The sequence below is a fragment of the Paraflavitalea sp. genome, from assembly GCF_059502485.1.
The window spans coordinates 2,035,914-2,054,159 of the sequence record NZ_JCACET010000008.1 but is presented as its reverse complement, the minus strand read 5'-3'; the positions used below and the strand labels follow the sequence as shown (position 1 = coordinate 2,054,159).

Below are 18,246 nucleotides of genomic sequence, written 5' to 3'. Positions count from 1 at the left end.
GAAGCAAGCCAGAGGCTTGCCAATAACGTCACCAGCGAGACGCTGGCGACTGAAGAAGCGACCCACCTTTTTGTTATAACTTGTATTTGCCTATATGAATCGTATGAAACAAAAAACCGGTATGGTGGTATTGTTTTCATTGCTCGCCCTGTGCAGCTTTGCACAGACCGTAAGCAATACCGCTACACAAGGCTCTTTTCCTATTGTTGATAAATCAACCTCTACCGCTATTTATGTAGACCCTGCTGATCATGCTGTAGTACAAAAAGCCGCTGCACTGTTACAGGAAGATATTGAAAGGGTAACTGGTAAAAAGCCGGCTTTACTGACTGCATTACCTGCTTCTGCCGGTCGCCTCATTATCGTTGGTTCACTGGACCGGCCAGGCGTCATTGGTCGACTTGCCACTGCTAAAAAACTCAACACAACCTCGCTAAAGAATAAATGGGAAGCTTTTCAATGGCAAACGCTCCAGGCCCCTCTGCCTGGTATTGGCAAAGCGCTGGTGATTGCCGGCAGCGACCGCCGGGGCACCGCTTTTGGTATTCTTCAATTGTCCAAACAGCTGGGCGTGTCTCCCTGGTATTGGTGGGCCGATGTACCAGTGCAACAAAAGGAGGAACTTTACCTTACGCAAACAAGTCTCGCTGTACAAGCTCCTGCGGTAAAATATCGTGGCATCTTCATCAATGATGAGGCGCCTGCGTTGTCGGGCTGGAGCAAGGAAAAGTTTGGCGGCTTTAATCATCGCTTCTATGAAAAAGTATTTGAGCTCATGCTTCGGCTAAGGTCGAATTATATCTGGCCGGCCATGTGGGGCAATGCTTTTTATGATGATGATTCGCTGAATATAAAGATGGCTGATCAATATGCTATCGTGATCGGCACTTCGCATCATGAACCGCTGATGCGGGCGCATGATGAGTGGCGCCGCTATGGCAAAAACGGCAAATGGAATTACGACAGTAATGCCGTGAACCTACAAAACTTCTGGCGTGGCGGCATGCAGCGCGCCACCAATGAGAAGATCGTGAGTGTAGGTATGCGTGGTGATGGCGATGAACCTATGAGCCGGGAAACCGCCACTGCGCTGCTGGAAAGGATCGTGAAAGACCAGCGACAGATCATATCTGAAGTAACCGGTAAACCTGCCGCTGCTACGCCGCAGTTGTGGGCATTGTACAAAGAAGTGCAGGACTATTATGATAAAGGCATGCGTGTGCCTGATGATGTAACGTTGCTACTGTGTGATGATAACTGGGGGAATATCCGCAAGTTGCCGAAAGCAGATGAAAAGCCAAGAAAGGGTGGCTATGGTATCTATTACCATTTTGATTATGTGGGCGGTCCCCGCAACTACAAATGGCTGAATACAAATCCGCTTCCGCGCATCTGGGAACAGATGCACCTGGCCTGGGAATACAAAGCGCGTGAAATATGGATCGTGAATGTGGGTGATATCAAACCCATGGAGCTGCCCATCTCCTTCTTCTTAGACTATGCCTGGAACCCGGAAAAGATCGGTCCGGATGCATTGCAGGCATACACAGAAAACTGGGCCGCCGGCCAGTTTGGTAAAGAACATGCGGTTGCTATTGCAGACATTCTTGCCAAATATGCAAAGTATAACAGCCGGCGTAAGCCAGAGTTACTGGATGCCAATACGTATAGTCTTGCTACTTATGAATGGAGAAATGTAGTTGATGATTATAATGAATTGCTGGAAAAGGCCGTAGCTATTGGAAATGCACTGCCGGCCGCTGCTCAGGATGCATATTTCCAACTGGTACTGCATCCGGTGAAAGCCTGCGCCAATCTGTATGAAATGTATTACAATGTTGCGCTGAATAAAGCAGCCAATGCAAACGGCTTGCGCGGCGCCAATGTATATGCAGATAAGGTGAAGCAACTGTATGCCAACGACTCTATCATCACTGCGCAATACCATAGCCTCAATAATGGCAAGTGGAATCATATGATGAGTCAAACGCATATTGGGTATACGAACTGGCAACAACCAGCCCGTCAATCTATGCCCGAAGTTAAGTATATGACTGGCGACAATGCTTCACAATTACCCGTCGATGGCATGAAGGATGTAGCAAACGCTTTGATACCCGAAGGTGTAACAGGTAATGTATTCTATCAACAAGAACAATCAGGTGTTTCCATAGGAGCCGATCACTATACAAGGGTGATCAATGCACCTGGCATCAAATGGCAGGTACTGCCTGATCATGGACGTACGGGTAACGCCATCACTCCTTTCCCTGTTACAGCGAAACAGCAAACACCGGGCGGCAATGCTCCGCGTCTGGAGTATGATTTTTATACTTACAAAGATGGTGAGCTTTCTCTCAATGCTTACTTCTCTCCTACCCTGAACTTTCACAATACAGCTGACGGTCTGCAATATGCCGTTTCTATAGATGATGAAGCTCCTCAGATCATCAGCATCAACAAGGAGGACAAGAACTCCATCAGTGGCGTCTGGAACAAGTGGGTTTCGGAAAATATCATTATCAAAACTACCAAGCATCGCATCAGCGGAAAGGGTAAGCACACGGTAAAATTCTGGATGGTAAACCCGGGTGTAGTGTTGCAAAAGCTGGTGGTTGACCTTGGCGATACGCAAAAGAGTTATCTCGGACCTAATGAAACTTTAAGCAAATAAGCGCATGAAACGAATTATTGCCATTGGATGTACTGCATTGATATGTTTGTTTCAACAAGTTAATGCCGAAGTAAAACTGCCACGGCTTGTACGTGACAGCATGGTATTGCAGCGGGATGCGAAGATCAGGATATGGGGTTGGGCTGCGCCCGGTGAAAAACTCAGCATCAAATTCAACAGCAAGCAATACAAAGCCACTGCGGGCAAGGATGGCAAGTGGGCCGTCTTCCTCGCTCCTATGAAAGCTGGTGGCCCTTACCAGATGAACATCGATGCGAGCAATCATATTGTACTGAAAGATATTCTCGTTGGTGATGTATGGATCTGCTCCGGCCAATCGAACATGGTGCATCAAATGATCCTGCACCGGGAGCGGTACGAAAAGGATATTGCTACTGCCGACTATCCTGCTATCAGGCATTTCTGGATACCTACGATGACGGACATGCAGGGGCCGCATGATGACCTGCCAACGGGTTATTGGAAAGCAGCCAACCCGCAGGATGTGTTACAATTCTCTGCCGTAGCTTACTTTTTTGCGCGCAAAATATATGAGCAATACAAAGTACCTATTGGGTTGATCAATGCCAGCGTGGGTGGTACGCCTTCGCAGGCATGGACCAGTGAAGAGGGCTTACAGGAATTCCCTGCAATTGTCAGCACTATCACACGTAATAAAGACACTGCCTGGTTCAACGACAACAACCGGAAAGCGATTGCCAACCAGCCGCCGCGCTCACAGGGAATGGATAAAGGCCTTGCTGCCAACAATCCCTGGTATGCCGTGAATTACAAGCCTGTGAACTGGCGCCCTATCAATATTCCTGGTTATTGGGAAGATCAGGGTATTCGTGATCTCGATGGTGTGGTGTGGTATCGCAAAGAAATTGAAGTACCTGCGGCTATGGCCAATCAGCCTGCGAAGATTGCCTTAGGCAGGATCATCGATGCCGACGTGCTGTACGTGAATGGAAAGCAGGTGGGCAATACTACTTATCAATATCCGCAACGCAGGTACCAATTGCCAGCCGGCACTTTGCAAGCAGGTAAAAATGTATTGGTGATACGTGTGACCAATAATTCCGGCAAGGGTGGTTTTGTTCCCGACAAACCTTATTACCTCGCCGCCGAGAAAGACACTATCGACCTCAAAGGCACCTGGTTGTATAAAGTGGGAGAAGTGTATGCTCCTGTAAGGCCCGGTGGTGGCGGTGTTATTTCAGCACAGAATAGTCCTACGGCACTGTACAATGCCATGCTGGCTCCAACAACTAATTATACTATTAAAGGTTTCTTGTGGTACCAGGGTGAAGCCAACACTTTCAACGCCAAGGAATATGCTTCACTGATGCCTGCCTTGATCAAAGACTGGAGAAACAAATGGCAACAGGGTGAGCTTCCTTTCCTATTTGTGCAACTGCCCGGCTTTATGGATGTGCAATACCTGCCATCGGAAAGTCAGTGGGCTGCTACGCGCGAAGCGCAATTGAAAACGCTTGCTGTAGCTAACACCGGGATGGCTGTAGCTATCGACCTTGGTGAATGGAATGATATTCACCCCGATAATAAAAAGGATGTGGGTGAGCGCCTGGCTTTATGGGCACGCCACCTATCGTATGGTGACAGCAGTTCGGTTTTCTCGGGGCCGCTTTACCAGTCGCAGCAAGTCGATGGCAACAAGATCATCATCAATTTCACCAATACCGGCAGTGGGTTGATCACGAAGGATGGTGAAGCGCCCGGCGAGTTTGCTATTGCAGGGGCTGACAAGAAGTTTGTGTGGGCCAAGGCTACCATCAGTGGCAACCAGGTAGTAGTATGGAATGATGGAGTGACTAATCCTGTTTACGTACGTTATGCGTGGGCTGATAACCCTGATAATCCGAACCTGTATAACAAAGAGGGTTTGCCTGCTTCGCCGTTTAGGACGGACAACTGACAACGTATTCGCCCAAGAGGTGACACCTTTTGAAAAGGTATCACCTCTTGGGCCGTCGAAGGGTGACAGTTCTACTTAATATAGTTTTCAAAAATAACAACCATGAAACGACTTGCCCTTACTCCTTTTTTGGTGTTGCTGTTAGCAGCTGGCGCCGATGCGCAACCGCGCAGGCTTTCCCGCGCTGATAGTTTACGCATCGACAGCATCAATAAGTTGACGCAACAGGATTACAAACAAATGTTGCAACAGCTGAACATCACTTCTACGAGGCCAGGCCCATCGGGCAATCCGCAAGCGCCCAATGCTGCCAACTCCGATGAATCGAAAGCTTCTCCTTATACTACCCTACCCGATCCACTGTTACTGAACAACGGACAAAAAGTAACCGACGCTAAAACCTGGTGGAATAAGCGTCGGCCTGAGCTGGTGGAATTATTCGATAGAGAGGTCTATGGCCGCGCACCTAAGAAAACACCCAAGGTAACCTGGGAAGTGGTTTCTACTACGCAAGAGATGAATGGCAACATTCCCGTGACCGTAAAAAAATTGGTGGGGCATGTAGATAACTCATCGTATCCTTCTATTAAAGTAGATATACAACTGACACTTGGCACACCTGCCAATGCCAAAGGTCCCGTGCCGGTGATCATGGAGTTTGGTTTTGTGTTTCCTCCCGGCTTCAATCCTCCACGTGATACTTCGCGTAATGCGCCGCCTTCCTGGCAGCAACAATTGCTGGCTAAGGGTTGGGGTTATGCAGTCATTGTTCCTACCAGCTTTCAGGCTGACAATGGTGCCGGCTTAACGCAAGGCATCATTGGCCTCGTGAATAAAGGGCAACCACGCAAGCCTGATGACTGGGGCACGCTGAAAGCCTGGGCATGGGGCGCCAGCCGTGCATTGGATTATTTCGAAACCGATAAAGCGATTGATGCGAAGCGTGTAGGCATTGAAGGGTTATCGAGGTATGGCAAGGCAGCGCTGGTAGCGATGGCTTATGAGCCAAGGTTTGCTATTGGCTTTATCGGTTCGTCTGGTGCAGGTGGCGCTAAGATATTACGCCGTGTATTTGGGGAGCAGGTGGAGAATCTTGCTGCTTCAGGAGAGTATCATTGGTTTGCCGGCAACTTTATCAAGTATGCAGGTCCGCTTACGCCCAATGATCTACCAGTGGATGCGCATGAATTGGTTGCGCTGTGTGCACCGCGTCCTGTGTTCATCAGTTCTGGTTCGCTCTCTGTAGAGGGCACCTGGATCGATGCAAAAGGGATGTTCGTGGCTGGTGTTCATGCTGGTCCCGTTTATACTTTGCTTGGAAAAAAAGACCTTGGCAGTACTGAGATGCCTCAGCAGGAAACAGGATTGCTCAATGGTGAAATTGCTTACCGGCAACATGCGGGCGGGCACACTACCGGTCCAAACTGGTCTTTTTTTATCGAATATGCCAGCCGGTATTTGCAACCTTAATTTAGCTTACATTTCCTACTCAATTTTCAACTTTTTATAGCATGCGCAGGAACCATTTCATAAAGGGTAGCGCTCTTGCATTGGGATTGCTTGCTACTACCTTCGGCTTCGGTCAAACACAATACACGTTTCAAAATCCCTCTCTCCCTATGGAAGAAAGGGTAAATGATCTCGTATCACGGCTTACACTGGAAGAGAAAGTATCACAAATGCTGAATTCCACTCCGGCCATTCCGCGGTTGAATATTCCGGCTTATGACTGGTGGAATGAAGTGCTGCATGGTGTGGCCAGAACGCCTTACCGCTCCACCGTGTTTCCACAAGCCATTGCCATGGCTGCCACTTTCGATACGAACTCACTGAAACTAATGGCCGATTATTCGGCGCTTGAAGGAAGGGCTATCTATAATAAAGCGATCCAGGATGGCAGGGCAGGTCAGCGTTATGTGGGCCTTACGTATTGGACTCCCAACATCAATATCTTCCGCGACCCACGCTGGGGCCGCGGTCAGGAAACATATGGTGAAGATCCTTTCCTTACAGCTATGCTGGGCAGGGCCTTCGTGCGCGGGCTGCAGGGAGATGATCCCAAGTATCTAAAGGCAGCTGCCTGCGCCAAGCACTATGCTGTGCACAGCGGTCCCGAACCTTCGCGCCACGTGTTCAATGTGAGTCCTGATGGTTATGATCTCTGGAACACTTACCTGCCTGCTTTTAAAGAACTGGTGGATGCACAAGTGGCTGGTGTGATGTGTGCTTATAATGCTTTCAAAGGACAACCTTGTTGCGGCAGTGATCAACTCATGGTGGATATCCTGCGTAATCAATGGAAGTTTACCGGTTATGTTACTTCCGACTGCTGGGCAATAGACGATTTTTTTAAGAATCATAAAACGCATCCTGATGCAGCCAGCGCTGCCGCCGATGCCGTATTGCACGGCACGGATATAGACTGTGGCACGGATGCTTACAAAGCGTTGGTGGTTGCCGTAAAGCAAGGTAAGATCACTGAAAAGCAAATCGATGTTTCGCTGAAGCGTTTATTCACTATTCGTTTTCGCCTTGGGTTATTTGATCCCGTTTCTATGGTGAAGTGGGCACAAACGCCTGCCACCGTATTGGAAAGCCCTGCTCACAAGGCGCATGCGCTGAAGATGGCGTGTCAATCTATCGTGTTGCTGAAGAATGAAAAGAATACTTTGCCGCTGAGCAAAGGCATTAAGAGAATTGCTGTAGTAGGCCCCAATGCCGACAACGCCATTGCTGTGCTCGGTAACTACAACGGTATTCCTTCCAACATCGTTACTGCTTTACAAGGGATCAAAAACAAGCTGGGCAGTAGCGCAGAAGTGATCTATGAAAAAGGTGTGAATTTTACCAATGATACTTTGCTTCAATACATGGAGATCGGTAATCAGTATTCCTGGAATGGACAAACTGGTTTCCAGGCTGAGTATTTCAACAACCGTGATCTGAAGGGTGAGCCTATTTTTAAACGGGTGGAAGCTGCTGTCGATAATATCTGGCAGGAAGGTCAGCTGATCGTTGACACGCTGAAGGGTTATAATTTTTCTATCCGGTATTCCACTGATTTTAAACCTACCACCACCGGCGATATTACTTTTGAACTGGATGCCGATGATGGCTATCGCTTTTTGGTGGATGGAAAAGAAATGATCAATGCGTGGACAAGGAATCGCTGGGGCGCACGTACGTATAAATTGAAAGCAGAGCAAGGAAAAACATATAGGCTGGTGGTAGAATATTACCAGGGTGAAGGGAAGGCGAACGTAAAGCTGAGGGCTGGCAAGTTTGTAAAGTCAGATATGCAGGCATTGGCAAGTCGTTTGAAGAATGTGGATGCCATTGTATTTGTAGGTGGTATCTCTCCTCAACTGGAAGGTGAAGAAATGCGTGTGGATTATCCTGGCTTTAATGGTGGTGACAGAACTACTATTGCGTTGCCCACTGTTCAAACGGAATTGCTGAAGGCATTAAAAGCGACCGGTAAGCCGGTGGTGTTTGTGATGATGACAGGCAGTGCTATTGCTATTCCCTGGGAAGCCGCCAATGTTCCTGCTATTGTGAATGCCTGGTATGCCGGTCAGGATGCCGGGACGGCTATTGCCGACGTATTATTTGGCGACTATAATCCTGCCGGAAGACTACCGGTTACTTTTTATAAGAGTGATAGCGACCTGCCGGGTTTTGAGGATTACTCCATGCAAGGCCGCACTTACCGCTACTTCAAAGGTCAACCGTTGTATGGTTTCGGGTATGGGTTGAGCTATACCAGTTTTCGGTATAGTGGTCTACAAATTGGGGCAGCCGATGGGGCTGACAAGTCTGTAGCCGTAAGCGTGCAAGTGACCAACACAGGTAAGACTGACGGTGAGGAGGTGGTTCAACTGTACATTTCCGGCCAGGGCAATAGTGGTCGCGGACCTATTTCCAGCCTCAAGGGCTTCCAGCGGGTATTTATTAAGAAGGGTGAAACGCAGACAGTGCGGTTCCGGCTTACCCCGGGCGATCTGGTTACCCTCAATGAGTATGGCCAGCCGCTACCTGCAGCCGGCAAAATGGTGGTTTCCGTTGGCGGCGCACAACCTGATGCTCAACGTCTTAAAAGTCAACAAGCAGTACAGGCGAGCCTGCCTTAATAGTTCTATAAAAGACTACTACAGCCTCTTATTCCGGCAAGCGCCGTGGGTAAGAGGCTGTTTTTTGTTAACTGCCGAATACCGGAGGAAGTGAAGGAAGATGAATGTGGAAGGTGTTTGGGATAGGACTGACCCGGGTTTGGTATAGGATTGCTATAGGAGTGGGTCTCGATAAAGTCCCGACAAGGTCTCGATAATGTCTCGACAAGGTCTGGATAAGGTCCGGATAAGGGTGTCAGCCGAGTGGGGCCGACCAATGGCAGGAGTTGGCAGGAAGAAAAGCCCTTATTTGCATAACTGTTAGATTTTCAATCCTTTTTCAGTCTGGCCGCCTTGAGCGGCCTGACCGGAGGTCTTAATTGAATTTACGAAATCCCCGGGCTGGGTCCATCATTGCCGGGGAGAGATTTTTCTGCAACAGGGGATCAAATTTAATAGAGTCCAAAAATGGACCCCGACAGCTCTCGGGGGAAAACCTGGAAGAAAGACAAGTTTTTTGACCAGAGTGAGGCGCTCTGGCCGGGCGGGACAAACTCTTCGAGGGTGAGCCGCCCTTGGAGGGCGACCCACCCTTTGAAAGTCCTTCGACAACGCTTCGACAAGCTCAGCGTGACATTATCTTCTATTCCAGTACAATTACGAATCCGCCGTTGGGCTGCAGGTCGATGGTCGTTTTTTTGCCGCCGGCTATTGGTAGATTTTGTTGCTCGAAAGAGAGGGGTTCTTTGCCATCGGTGATCATCGTGGCTTTTTTGGTGCGGAAGGATGACAGGTCTACCTGAACTGTTTTGGCCACTGCTTCACCATTCAGTCCGGCGATGTACCACTTCTTACCTGCCTGGCGGGCTACCACATAGAGCTTGCCGGGGAAGCCATCAATAAAACGTACATCATCCCAATGGTTGGGCAGGTTGCGCAGGAAATCTTTTACGTAATCCGGCACATGGGTCATGCCTTCGGGTGTTTCAGCAAAGTGTTGTATGCCCGACAGGAAAGCCACCGACAGACCCAGCTCGAAAGCGCTGGTCGTCTTTCTTTGGATGCGCGGAATTTTATATAGGCTCATGGGCGTAAAGTCCATGGGGTCGAAAGCGTTGCGGGTAAAGGGCAGCATTGTGCAATGGTTCGGTGCCGCATCCGCATCAGACTGGTTGAAGGAGATCATCTCAAATCCTTTCACGCCTTCTGCGCTCATCAGGTGTGGATAGGTGCGAGCCCAACCTCTCGGCAAAGTAGCGCCGTGAAAGTTTACGAGTAGTTTGTATTTGGCAGCATCGTGCAAGATATCGAGGTAGTATTGCATCATGGAGCGGCCATCGCCATTGAAGAAATCGATCTTAACGCCTTTGATGCCCATGCCCTGCAAGCGGCTGAATACTTGCTCCCGCTGTTCACGGGTAAGCAAGGCGCTCTTGGGATGGTATTTCGTTGTGTTCCAGTCGCCGGAAGAGTTGAACCAGAGGATCAGTCCTACTTTTTTAGTAGCGGCATAGTCGGCCAGCTCTTTCATCTTGTCATAACCGATGCGTGTATCCCAATCTACATCTACGAGGCAATACTGCCATTTCATATCGGCGGCATAGTCGATAAAACGCTTCTGCACATCGTATACAATGGAGTTGTCTTTCAACAAAGCCCAGCTCCAGGAGGCTTTGCCTGGTTTAATAAAGGATGGATCTATTTTGATGGCGGGCCTTGCGAGGTCGGTACCTAATGTAGATTCAGCCACGGTTTTCAAGCTACCCATGGTGATGATGCGCCAAGGTGAATACCCAGGCAAGGCAAATTCAGGTAAATAACCTTTGCCGGTAAACACTTCGCGCTGATCGGGGAAACCTAATTTGTATTCTCCATCCGGAGCGGTGGATTGTAATCTGCTGGCACACCACGTGCTGTCTATTGCTGCTTCGGTGAGCAATATCCAGGTATCCTGTTTTTTGAAGAGGGCAGGATATACCCAACCAGCGCCTGTAGGTGAAGGGGTGGCCGGTGAAATGCCTTGCATATAGTGTTCTTCATAGCAGGGGAATACATGTTCCCAACCTTTCTGTGCTTCCTGCATAGGTTGCAGCCAGGCCAGTACATCATTGCCAAAGTGCCAGGAGGTATGTTCCTCGAGGACTATTTTGCGATTGGAAGCGGCGTTGGGCAAGTGATAACGAAAGGCTACGCCATCGTTTGACACCTGGAAAATGATGTTCAGCTTTCTGCCAGCTTCATTCGTCAAATGCAAAATTCTTCTGTTGGCCCTGTATTGTATGTTGCTTTTCTTGGCATTGAGGATCGTGTAATCGTCTTTCACGTTTTCAACAGCCGAGATGCTTTTGAATACCAATCCCTGTGAAAATTGTTCATCCGTCAGCTCGAGGCCCAGCTTCGAAGTTTGCAGAACTTCTTTGTTCTGGTATTTTACGCTGTACCAGGCACGGCCATCCGTGACTCCTGTAGTAACAACAATCTTTTTATCGGGGCTTATTATTTGTTGGGTCTTTTGCGCGCTGGCAAACAGGGACAGCAAAGCAGGTAGTAACCAAAGCATTTTTTTCATAATAGCGATAGCATTGAGGTAGGAAGATAGGTATTTATTGTCATTTGTACACTAAAAAACAGAGAGGCACACCTTTCGAATAATGCATTGGGCTAAAGCCCAAGGTTGGTTGGCGTTTATGATCCCGGCCCTGAAGGGCCGGGCAATTTGCGTTTACTTCGAGCCACCTTGCCGGCCTGAGGCCTCAGACAAGACCTTACTGGTTCTGCTAAACACACAACTACAGTACGAGCCTGTCAGGGTTTAGTGCATTTAATTAAAAAGAAGGGATAGTTCTCGGTTATTTCTGTGATCTCATATAGCCCTGCGTTGCCAAACTCTGCCCGGATCGATTCTTTGTCGTAAAAGAACATTTTTACGCCGCCGAACATTTCATATCGGTCCTTGCTTATCAAGGTGCCTTTTCCGTATGTATGTGCTTCTTTCGAGATCACGGTAAATACCATGTAGCCATTTGCTGACAGCTGATTGTAGCAATCACGGATCAGTTTCTCTCTTTCGCTGCTGCTTAGTAAATGGATGAGTGCATAGCAAAAGATGCCATCGTACTGCTGATCATCGAATGGCATATCTGTTACGGAACCATGGTGAATGATCATGTCTGTGCCGTAATGCTTTTTTGCCATTTCAATAGCAGTCTTTGATATTTCGATCCCTGTTACAGTGATGCCATTGTCCCTGAAAATTTGGGCATTGCGGCCATAGCCTATTCCTGGGATGAGGATAGTCTTCACTCCTTTTGCGATGAAAAGGTCTTTTGTTATTATGGCAGACTGCGCTGGTTCAAAGCCCCACATTTCCTGCTTGTCTGTAAAGGCTGCTTCCCAAAATTCCGGCTGCTCGTTTTCATGCTGCATATGTTAATGAAGTTACATATTTTATTCGCTCACGATGATACCTTTTGGCGAAGGCGTCGCAAGCGGATTTCTCACTTCGCTATCGCTTCGTTCGAAATGACAGAAGAGGGAATGGTATAAAAGCAAAAACAGGAAAGGAGTAAATCCTTCCCTGTTTTTTTGTTGAATCCTACTGAGGGGATGAGTTTAGACCTGACAGGTCTTTATTTTTAGCTTTCGCTGGTAGTGATGTTCTTGTCGATTTGGTCTTGTTGTTTTTGGCTTTCCTGCAGCTTTCTCAATTTGCGGCCGTAGGACATTTTCGTGATCAGTACAAACAATACCGGTACTACGAAGATAGCCAGCGTGGTAGCTGCGATCATGCCACCAAATACCGTCCAGCCAATGGTTTGACGGGAAACGGCTGCGGCACCTTCTGCAAAGGCCAGCGGCAGTACACCCAATATGAAGGCCAGTGAGGTCATCACGATCGGACGTAAACGCAGCTGGACTGCCTGTAAGGTAGCGTGTACCACATCGACTCCTTTATCTACCCGCTCTTTGGCAAACTCCACGATCAGGATCGCGTTCTTGGCTGCCAGACCGATCAGGGTTACCATCCCGATCTGTGCATAGATGTTGTTGCTGAGGTTGGGCAGCAGCAGGAGTGTAAGGATAGAACCAAACAACCCGATAGGCACCGCAAATAATACCGAGAATGGTACTGACCAGCTTTCGTACAGGGCTGCGAGGAAGAGGAACACGAACACAATGGAGATGGCAAACACCGTAGTAGTACTATCTCCTGCTTTGATCTCCTCGCGGCTCATGCCTGAGAACTCGTAGCTATAACCTGCGGGCAATACCTGTGCAGCTACTTCGCGGAGAGCCTGAATGGCTTGTCCACTACTGAAGCCCGGCTTCGGCGATCCATTGATCTCAATTGCCCGGTAGATATTATAGTGTGATATTACCGCGGGGTTTTCCACCAGCTTGGTAGTAACCAATGAGCTCAATGGGATCATGCTACCCTGTGAATTGCGCACGTAGAAATTACGGAAATCATCCAATGAAGAACGGAAGCTGCTGTCTGCCATGGCCATTACGCGGAAGTTCCGTCCATAGATATTGAAGTCGTTCACGTAGCTACTACCCAACAGGGTGGACATGGTGGCATATACATCATTGATCTGCACACCCAGCTTCTTCGCCTGCTCCCTGTTCACATTCACCTGGTAGCTTGGTGTTTTGGTAGAGAAGAAGGTATAGGCCAGTCCGATCTCGGGACGCTGGTAAAGTGCGCCAAGAAATTTCTGGGCTACTTTTTCAAACTCCTGCACGTTGTCGGTGCTGGTGGTTTGCTGGAGCTCGAATGTGAAACCTGCTGTTTGCCCCAGACCCGGAATGGCCGGCGGCGCAATGGCCAGGATACGTGCTTCCTTGATATCGCGTGTACGTTTTTGTATTTCTGCAATTACCGCCTGCACATGGTTTTCCTCTCCTTTCCGTTGGTCCCAGGGTTTCAGGCTCACGAACATCGTACCTGAGTTGGACTTGAACGAGAAGTTGATGATGTTCAAACCAGCAAGACCACCTACTACATTCACCTGTGGCATGGATTGCACGCGCTCCATTACATCTTTGAGCATGGCCACGCTGCGGGTAGTTGAAGTACCTTCCGGCATTTCGTAAGTAACGAATAAACGGCCTTCATCTTCTAATGGAATAAAGCCAGTGGGTTTAGACTTGAACATGAAGAACAGGCCCACGAAGAGGCATATCATCATTATGATCACATAGGGTGCTCCCTTGATCCACTTGCTCACGCCTCTTGTATAGGAATTTGTAAGTCGTCCAAATACCCTGTTGAACCAATCGAAGAATTTCTCCAGTATATTCTTGCGGGCACCTTCTTCTTTGGAAGGTTTCAACATGATGGAGCACAGGGCCGGCGTTAGTGACAGGGCCACGAACGCCGATATAATGACCGAGACGGCAATGGTGATGGCGAACTGTTGGTAGAGACGCCCTACGATACCGGGGATGAAGCCCACCGGTACAAACACCGCTGCGAGGATCAACGCGATCGCGATTACCGGACCGGAGATATCACCCATCGCTTTTTGGGTGGCTTCTTTCGGTGATAGCTTCTCATGGTCAATATAATGTTGTACTGCTTCTACCACCACAATGGCGTCATCCACCACGATACCGATGGCCAGTACGAAGGCAAACAGGGTCAGTGTGTTGATCGTAAATCCAAATGGTATGAAGAAGATGAACGTACCAATCAGTGATACAGGAATCGCCAGTACGGGGATCAAGGTAGCGCGCCAGTTCTGCAGAAACAGGAACACTACCAATACCACGAGTATCAGTGCTTCTACCAGTGTGTGCAGTACTTCCTCGATGGATACTTTTACTACTGTCACTGTTTCAAGCGGAACTGCAATGTCTACATCTTTGGGGAATGCTTTTTTCAGCTCACCCAAAGCTGTCTGTAAACCATTCCAGGTGTCGAGGGCATTGGCGCCAGGGGCCTGATAGATCAGGATGAAGGCGGCAGGCTTTGCTTTCACCAATGCATTTACACCATAGTCGAATTTACCCAACTCCACGCGGGCCACATCACGGAGGTAAACGATGTTACCATCTGCCGGGCGCGTGCGCACGATAATATTTTCAAACTGGTCTTTGGTATTGAGGCGGCTGTTGGTGAGCACGCTGTACTCAAATGCCTGTGCATTGGGCTGGAGGTTACCACCGATGGTACCGGCCGCTACCTGCAGGTTCTGTTCTGACAGTGATGCCAGTACTTCTGCTGTGGTGAGGTTCAGGGCTGCCAGCTTTTGCGGGTCGAGCCAGATACGCATACCAAAGTCATCTGCACGGGTCACGATATCACCTACGCCTTTCACACGCAGCAAGGCATCTTTGATATAGATGTTGGAATAGTTACCCAGGAAGGTGGCGTCTTTTGTTCCGTTTGGCGAATAAAGCGCCAGGGCCACCATGATGCTGGGGTTACGTTTACGTACTGTCAAGCCTAACCTTTTTACCGCATCGGGCAAGGTAGGTTCGGCCACACTCACCCGGTTTTGTACATCGAGCGTGGCGATATTGATATCAGTACCGATTTCAAAGTTTACGGTCACACTGCTCTGACCACTACCGGTACTGTTGCTGGTCATGTAGGTCATGCCGGGTGTACCATTGATCTGTGTTTCGATGGCCGTGGTAGTGGTTTGCTCCACCGTTTGTGCATCGGCACCTGTGAAGTTGCCCGCTACCGAAACGGTAGGCGGTGTAATGTCCGGGTATTGCGCAATAGGCAGGCTACTCAGTGATATAAGGCCTACCAGCACGATCACGATCGATATAACGATGGCCGTTACCGGGCGTTTTATAAAAGTATCTGCTATCATTAGTTATCTTCTTTAAAGTCCTCTGTTCAAATAATAACGTGCAATCATCTCTTACTTTTTAGCGGGCGCTGCACCTGGTGCACCGGGTTGTTGCGGGGGTGCATCTGTGATCTTTGCCCCTTCGCGCAGGTTCTGTACGCCTTGCACCACGATCGTTTCACCGGCTTTAACACCTTCTTTCACGATCACATTGGCACCGATCTGTGTGCCCAGGGCTACCGGACGTTGGGTAACGGTGCTGCTATCGGTAACAGCATAAACGAAGAAAGTACCCAGCTGTTCCACCACTGCTTTGTAAGGAATCATTACTGCAGCAGTAGATGCAGTGTTCTTCACGCGTACGTTGGTCGTCATACCAGCTCTCAACATGTTCTTAGGATTGGGGAACACCAATCTTGTTTTGATGTTGCCGGTTTGCACATCCACCGCACGGTCGATGAGGCTGATGGAACCCGGCACAGGGTATACATCATTACCAAAGGCAATGGTGAAGACCGAATCTTTCGGCTTAGTACCCTGTTGTTGCAACTGGGTAAACCTGTAGAGTTCCTGCTGGTTGATCGCAAAGTCAACTGCCATCGGATTGTCGGAAGAAACTGTATTCATGATCGTTTGTCCTGCGTAGATAGGGCCACCTACTTTTACCTGTGATATTCCAATGGTACCATCAAACGGGGCATAGATGGTGGAGTATTTCACATTGGTTTGTACAGCGCGGATGTTGGCTTTTGCCGCCTCTACCTGCTTTTTTGCCGCTTCGAGGGTTGCATCGGCATTGTCTACCTGCTGTTTGGCAATGGCGTCCTGTTTATCCAGCTCGTGGTAGCGGTCGGCATCTTTTTGCGCACGCACCAGGTTGGCTTCCTGTACAGCCAGGTTGGCCTGTGCCTGTTGGTAGTTGGCTTCATATGCCTGCTGATCGATCGTGTACAGGCGCTGGCCTTTTTTAACGCGGGCGCCATCCTGGAAGTAGATGCCCGTGATGTATCCGTTTACCTGTGCACGCAGCTCCACCTGGTTGAGGGCGGTAACGGTGCCGGGGTATTCATCATAATAAACCGCATCGGTAGTAGTTACTTTGGTTGTAGTTACAGGAATTGCCGGGGCAGGTCCCTGTGCGGCAGGTGCTTGCTGTTTTTTATCGCCACAGGAAACGATGGCCAGCATGCAACCCACAGTTGTGAAATATCCTATCCTTTTGAACAACATATACTGAGATGTTTGATATTAATAATTGATTTGTCCCAATGCTTTTTGTACATCTATTTTTCCGGCTAACACCATGTACAGGGCATTGTAGTAATTGATCCGTGCTGTGCGCAGGTCCGACTCGGCTGTAATGACTTCGAGGTATGTTTTTACGCCCGAACGGTATTGCAGGTTGATCACATCGTATACTTCCTGTGCCAGTTCCATATTTTCTTTCAATGCGAGGTAGCTTGCCAGACTGCTTTTGTAACCAGCCAGTGCCTGTGCATATTCTGAATTGATACTATTCTTCAGGCCGGTCTCCTGCCAATCTATCGACTTCAATTGCCATTCGGCATTCTGTATATTGTACTTCCTTTTTCCTCCCTGGAAAATGGGCACGGAAACGGTAAGGCCGGCAAAGGAATAAGGATAGTCCTTGTTGTATACTTTGGAAAATTCATCGTTCTGAAAGTTCAGGATATAGGATCCGTTGGCAGCCACAGTAGGCAGGTAACTCCATTTGTTGTACTTCACGTTGGCTTGCTGCAACCTGCGTTGTGTTTGCAAGGTCTGAAACTCGATACGGGTGCTAAAGTTCACCGTTTGCAATGTATCCAGCGCTACTTCTTTTTCCATCTGCAGACTATCGTACACAATGTTGAGCGGCTGGCTGGCGGGGTATCCCATCAAGGCTTTCAGCAGCTCTATTTTTGCGCGCAGCAACTCTTCGTTGCTTTTGAGCTGGGCCCTGGTATTGTTGAGGGCAATGGATGCTCTTTTGTAATCTGTTTTATCGGTTACGCCGGCATTGTACTGGGCCTGTGCATCTTTGAGGCTGCGCTCCAGACGGGTGATGTCCTGCCGGGTCACCTTGATCTGTTGTTCTGTAGCCAGCACATCATAGAACCCTTTGGATACGTTTACTGCCACATCGATCTTCGTGCTGCTGGTGTTCTGCCGGGCCAGCTGACGCACATCGCGCGCAGTGCGGCTCGCCAACAGTACATCGCGGTTGAAGATGTTTTGCGTGGCCGTAAACTGTACTGCGGAGGTGTTTCTTAAACCCACATTACGTACTTCGCCTGCCACCACAAATGTGTTTAGCTGGAAAATGTGGTTGAAATTGTACCCAAAGTTTACCTGTGGATACCAATCGGCCAGTTTTGATTTAATAGTGGTCTCTGTAATCTCCTGGTCAATCAGCGACTGCTGTATCAACGGTTGTCGTTTTACAGCATACTGAATAACATTCTCGATGGTAGCCTGCTGCAACACGCTGTCGGTGGTTGATGATTGCTGTGCAGGCAACAACAAGGGCATGGCTATGGCCAATAGGCATGCCAGGAGGATCTTCTTCTTTACAGAAAGCCTTTCTTTATTTAGGTTGCTCATAATACACTTTTAAATACTACTGTACCGGAATATGCAATTGTTAGCATAGGTAACCATGCTGCTTTCTTGCAAAAGCAGGGATGACATGGGGGCGTCAATCCTGGGATAATA

At 48.8% G+C, this 18,246-nt stretch carries 9 protein-coding genes; 4 read left to right on the top strand and 5 right to left on the bottom strand.

Annotated elements, in window-relative coordinates:
* Positions 1–103 precede the first annotated feature (103 nt).
* The 4 genes from AC5JBY_RS10910 to AC5JBY_RS10895 all read left to right on the top strand — a co-directional run bounded on the left by AC5JBY_RS10910 (position 104) and on the right by AC5JBY_RS10895 (position 8,743).
* A complete protein-coding gene (locus tag AC5JBY_RS10910; RefSeq protein ID WP_495904616.1) occupies positions 104–2,674 on the top strand; it encodes a glycosyl hydrolase 115 family protein in 2,571 nt (856 codons plus the stop codon).
* Between the two features lie 4 nt (positions 2,675–2,678).
* Positions 2,679–4,613, top strand: coding sequence for a sialate O-acetylesterase (locus AC5JBY_RS10905; RefSeq protein ID WP_495904615.1), 1,935 nt, complete (start codon positions 2,679–2,681; stop codon positions 4,611–4,613).
* 102 nt (positions 4,614–4,715) lie between these two features.
* Entirely contained in the window at positions 4,716–6,083 is a 1,368-nt protein-coding gene (locus AC5JBY_RS10900) for an alpha/beta hydrolase family protein (protein WP_495904614.1), read from the top strand.
* Between the two features lie 41 nt (positions 6,084–6,124).
* Positions 6,125–8,743: a glycoside hydrolase family 3 C-terminal domain-containing protein gene (locus tag AC5JBY_RS10895; RefSeq protein WP_495904613.1), complete on the top strand. Its 2,619-nt coding sequence runs from the start codon at positions 6,125–6,127 to the stop codon at positions 8,741–8,743.
* 622 nt (positions 8,744–9,365) lie between these two features.
* Here the strand turns inward: AC5JBY_RS10895 and AC5JBY_RS10890 are convergent.
* The 5 genes from AC5JBY_RS10890 to AC5JBY_RS10870 form a co-directional block, all read right to left on the bottom strand.
* Positions 9,366–11,291 (bottom strand): glycoside hydrolase family 97 protein, encoded by a 1,926-nt coding sequence (locus tag AC5JBY_RS10890; RefSeq protein WP_495904612.1) that lies wholly within the window; start codon positions 11,289–11,291, stop codon positions 9,366–9,368.
* Between the two features lie 236 nt (positions 11,292–11,527).
* Complete coding sequence (locus AC5JBY_RS10885) at positions 11,528–12,148, bottom strand: class I SAM-dependent methyltransferase (protein ID WP_495904611.1); 621 nt, start codon at positions 12,146–12,148, stop codon at positions 11,528–11,530.
* Between the two features lie 209 nt (positions 12,149–12,357).
* Positions 12,358–15,552, bottom strand: coding sequence for an efflux RND transporter permease subunit (locus AC5JBY_RS10880; protein WP_495904610.1), 3,195 nt, complete (start codon positions 15,550–15,552; stop codon positions 12,358–12,360).
* A 51-nt stretch (positions 15,553–15,603) separates the two neighbouring features.
* Entirely contained in the window at positions 15,604–16,761 is a 1,158-nt protein-coding gene (locus AC5JBY_RS10875; protein WP_495904609.1) for an efflux RND transporter periplasmic adaptor subunit, read from the bottom strand.
* A gap of 18 nt (positions 16,762–16,779) precedes the next feature.
* Entirely contained in the window at positions 16,780–18,135 is a 1,356-nt protein-coding gene (locus tag AC5JBY_RS10870) for a TolC family protein (protein ID WP_495904608.1), read from the bottom strand.
* Between the last annotated feature and the right edge of the window lie 111 nt (positions 18,136–18,246).

Excerpts from the sequence above, each read along its gene's own strand:
- AC5JBY_RS10910 (WP_495904616.1), top strand. The coding sequence starts at position 104 with ATGAAACAAAAAACCGGTATGGTGGTATTGTTTTCATTGCTCGCCCTG.
- AC5JBY_RS10905 (WP_495904615.1), top strand. The coding sequence starts at position 2,679 with ATGAAACGAATTATTGCCATTGGATGTACTGCATTGATATGTTTGTTT.
- AC5JBY_RS10900 (WP_495904614.1), top strand. The coding sequence starts at position 4,716 with ATGAAACGACTTGCCCTTACTCCTTTTTTGGTGTTGCTGTTAGCAGCT.
- AC5JBY_RS10895 (WP_495904613.1), top strand. The coding sequence starts at position 6,125 with ATGCGCAGGAACCATTTCATAAAGGGTAGCGCTCTTGCATTGGGATTG.
- AC5JBY_RS10890 (WP_495904612.1), bottom strand. The coding sequence starts at position 11,291 with ATGAAAAAAATGCTTTGGTTACTACCTGCTTTGCTGTCCCTGTTTGCC.
- AC5JBY_RS10885 (WP_495904611.1), bottom strand. The coding sequence starts at position 12,148 with ATGCAGCATGAAAACGAGCAGCCGGAATTTTGGGAAGCAGCCTTTACA.
- AC5JBY_RS10880 (WP_495904610.1), bottom strand. The coding sequence starts at position 15,552 with ATGATAGCAGATACTTTTATAAAACGCCCGGTAACGGCCATCGTTATA.
- AC5JBY_RS10875 (WP_495904609.1), bottom strand. The coding sequence starts at position 16,761 with ATGTTGTTCAAAAGGATAGGATATTTCACAACTGTGGGTTGCATGCTG.
- AC5JBY_RS10870 (WP_495904608.1), bottom strand. The coding sequence starts at position 18,135 with ATGAGCAACCTAAATAAAGAAAGGCTTTCTGTAAAGAAGAAGATCCTC.